Origin of the sequence: Nocardioides stalactiti, from assembly GCF_014180715.1 — a bacterium.
GTDB lineage: Bacteria > Actinomycetota > Actinomycetes > Propionibacteriales > Nocardioidaceae > Nocardioides > Nocardioides stalactiti.
The window spans coordinates 2,474-5,442 of record NZ_JACEFC010000183.1 but is presented as its reverse complement, the minus strand read 5'-3'; the positions used below and the strand labels follow the sequence as shown (position 1 = coordinate 5,442).

The following is a 2,969-nucleotide window of genomic DNA, read 5'->3' as shown; positions in this document are numbered from 1 at the left end:
GGTTCGGCGTGGCCACCTTCCGCCGGGCACGGAAGGCCGCCGGCGCCCAGGGCGCCGAGAAGTCCGGCCTCAACCGGCTCATCGAGCTGCACGCCTTCAACGCCGCCGGCGACTCCGCGTTCGCCATCGCCCTGGCCGGCACCATCTTCTTCGCTGGCGCGACCAGCGGGGAGCGCGGACCGGTCCTGCTGTTCCTCGGCCTGACGATGGTGCCGTTCGCGGCCCTCGCGCCGCTGATCGGGCCGTTCCTCGACCGCTTCAGCCACGGGCGGCGGTGGGCGATCGGCGCGACGTTCGCCCTCCGTGCCTTCCTGTGCTGGGTCCTTGCCGGGACGCTCACGAGCGGGTCGCCCTGGTTCTACGTGGCCGCACTCGGCGTCCTGATCTCGTCCAAGGCGTACGGCGTCGCGAAGGCGGCCGCTGTGCCCCGGTTGCTCCCCGAGCAGATCGCCCTGGTCAAGGCCAACGGGCGGGTCTCGCTCGCCGGCGTCGTCGGCGCGGCGGTCTCGGCGCCGCTGGCCGGACTCGCCTACTGGTTCGGACCGGAGTGGGCCTGCCGCTACGCCTTCGTGGTGTTCGCCCTCGGGACCGTCGCCGCGATCCTGCTGCCGGCGAAGGTCGACTCCACCCTCGGCGAGGACGTGGTCGAGGCGCCGCGCGGCAGCAAGCCGGCGCCCGCCGCCCACATCACCGGCGTACCGCCACGGGTCGCCTTCGCGCTGCGGGCCAACTGCGGCCCGCGCCTCCTGTCCGGCTTCATGGTCATGTTCATGACCTTCGTGCTGGCGACGGAACCGCTGGACGGTTGGGAGAGCACGACCCGGACCACGCTCTCGGTCGGACTCGTCGTCGGCGCCGCCGGTCTCGGCAACACCCTCGGCATCGTGGTCGCCTCGGTGGCTCGAAAGATCAACCCGGCCGCGATGGTGGTCGTCGCACTGCTCGCCGACATCGCCGCCGTCGTGTTCGCAGCGATCGCCTACAGCCTGGTCCCACTGATCGTGCTGGGCCTCACCGCCGGCCTGATGCAGTACCTCGCCAAGGTGTCGCTCGACTCGACCATCCAGACCGACGTGCCGGTGCGCGCCCACTCGAGCGCCTTCGCCAAGGGCGACACCACGCTCCAGGTGGCCTGGGTGGTCGGCGGTTTCCTGGGCGTCGTGCTGTCCTATCCCGCCGTCAACGACTTCGGGCTGCCGTTCGCCGCCCTGATCCTCGGTGCGTGGGCCGTCTTCGCACTGCGGAACCGGCCGAAGCAGGCGAGCAGGCCGGCCGCGGTCAGGACCGCCTGAGTCAGGCCTCGAGCTCGTCGGCGAGCGCGCGCAGGAGCTTGGCGACCGGCTGGGCCGTCCGCCGGTCAGGGTGCCGACCGTGGCGGTAGTCCTCACCGACGCCGTCGAGCAGCCGGATCAGGTCCTCGACGATCGGGACCATCTCCTCGGGCTTGCGTCGCTTGGCCTGCGACTGGTTGCGCGAGACCGACGCGGGCGCGTCGAGCACCTTGACCTGGAGGGCCTGGTCGCCGCGGCGACCCTGCGCGATCCCGAACTCCACCCGGGTCCCGGGCTTGAGGATCGTGACGCCGTCCGGCAGCGCGTCGGAGCGGACGTAGACGTCCGGCCCCTCTGCCTGGGAGAGGAAGCCGAAGCCCTTCTCCGCGTCGTACCACTTCACCTTGCCAGTCGGCACGGTCTCGACCCTTCTCTCACGCGTCACGCCCCGGCGATTCCGGAGCGCGACGTGAAATCGTAGGACATGGGGGCAGTCGGTCACGAACGGCTTTCGCCCCGACCGTTCCTCCTGCCCCCGAACCTGTCACTGCTGCGGTTGAGGACTTGTCGATCTCGCACCCCCCTGGGTCACAATGGACGGATGCTGCGTGAGTCGCTCGTCGTGCTGCTCACGGCCGCAGGTCTCGCCGTCGCCGCTCCGTCGTACGCCGACGAGGGCAGTGAGCCGACGCTCCACCTGGTCACGCTGCGCGGACCCGGCACGACCGGCCACCGTGGCGACACCCCCGACGCGTTGGTCGCGGCCCGGATGCGCACCGAGCAGGACGCCGTCCTCGCGACGGTCGACGCCCCGACCCCCGTCTATCGCTGGACGTCCGCCCTCAACGGCTTCGCCGTCTCCCTCAGCGAGGAACAGCACGACGCGCTCGCCGCCGACCCGCGCGTCGCCCTGGTCGAGGACAACGCGGTGCGCCCCCTCGCCGACGTAGCCGCCGCGCCGGCCACCTCGGCGACCCGCCCGCAGCGGCAGCGTGGGAACGGCGGCGCCGGCACCGTCATCGGGTTCGTCGACACCGGCATCGATCCCGCCAGCCCCGCGTTCGCGGTCGGCCCTCGCCTCGGTCCGGAGCCGCGGTCCTTCGTCGGCACCTGCACCGACGCCCCCGAGGACCCCTCGTGGAGCGCGGCCGACTGCTCCGCCAAGATCGCCGCAGCGGCGTCATTCGTCGAGGGCTTCGGCGTCGACGCGCTTCGCTCCGCCGCTGTGCTCTCACCCCGCGACACCGACGGCCACGGCACCCAGGTCGCCTCGATCGCCGCCGGCACCGCCGACACGCCGGTCCGTTCCGGGCCGCACCGACTCGGTCGGTTCTCCGGGGTGGCCCCGGACGCGCGGATCGCCGTCTACAAGGCCTGCTGGTCCGCTCCCGACCCGGAGGACGACGGTTGCGCGACCGCCGACCTGGTCGCCGCGATCGACCGGGCGACGGCCGCCGGAGTCGATGTCCTCAACCTCGCGGTCGGGGGACCGTCCGGGACCATCGACACGGTCGAGCGCGCCCTGCTCGGCGCGACCGAGGCGGGCGTGGTGGTGACGGCAGCAGCCGGCAACGACGGGGCGGACGCCTACGCCGCCCATCCGGCGCCCTGGGTGATCACCGTCGGCGCCGCGACCTCGCCGCTGCCCACCGGCGCCGTCCTCACCCGGCAGGGACCACGACTGACGGGAGCGATGGC

General features: G+C 72.8%; 3 protein-coding genes. 2 read left to right on the top strand and 1 reads right to left on the bottom strand.

Features of this window, described 5'->3' with window-relative positions:
- The coding region (locus H0487_RS21590; RefSeq protein ID WP_183096280.1) for an MFS transporter at positions 1 to 1,292 on the top strand (1,292 nt) is incomplete at its 5' end.
- Position 1,293: 1 nt separating this feature from the next.
- On the opposite strand, the gene H0487_RS21585 is transcribed toward H0487_RS21590, so the two are convergent.
- Positions 1,294 to 1,689: a cold-shock protein gene (locus H0487_RS21585; protein WP_183096279.1), complete on the bottom strand. Its 396-nt coding sequence runs from the start codon at positions 1,687 to 1,689 to the stop codon at positions 1,294 to 1,296.
- Between the two features lie 183 nt (positions 1,690 to 1,872).
- On the opposite strand from H0487_RS21585, the gene H0487_RS21580 reads away from it, so the two are divergent.
- Positions 1,873 to 2,969: S8 family serine peptidase (locus tag H0487_RS21580; RefSeq protein WP_183096278.1), on the top strand; the 1,097-nt coding region annotated here is incomplete at its 3' end.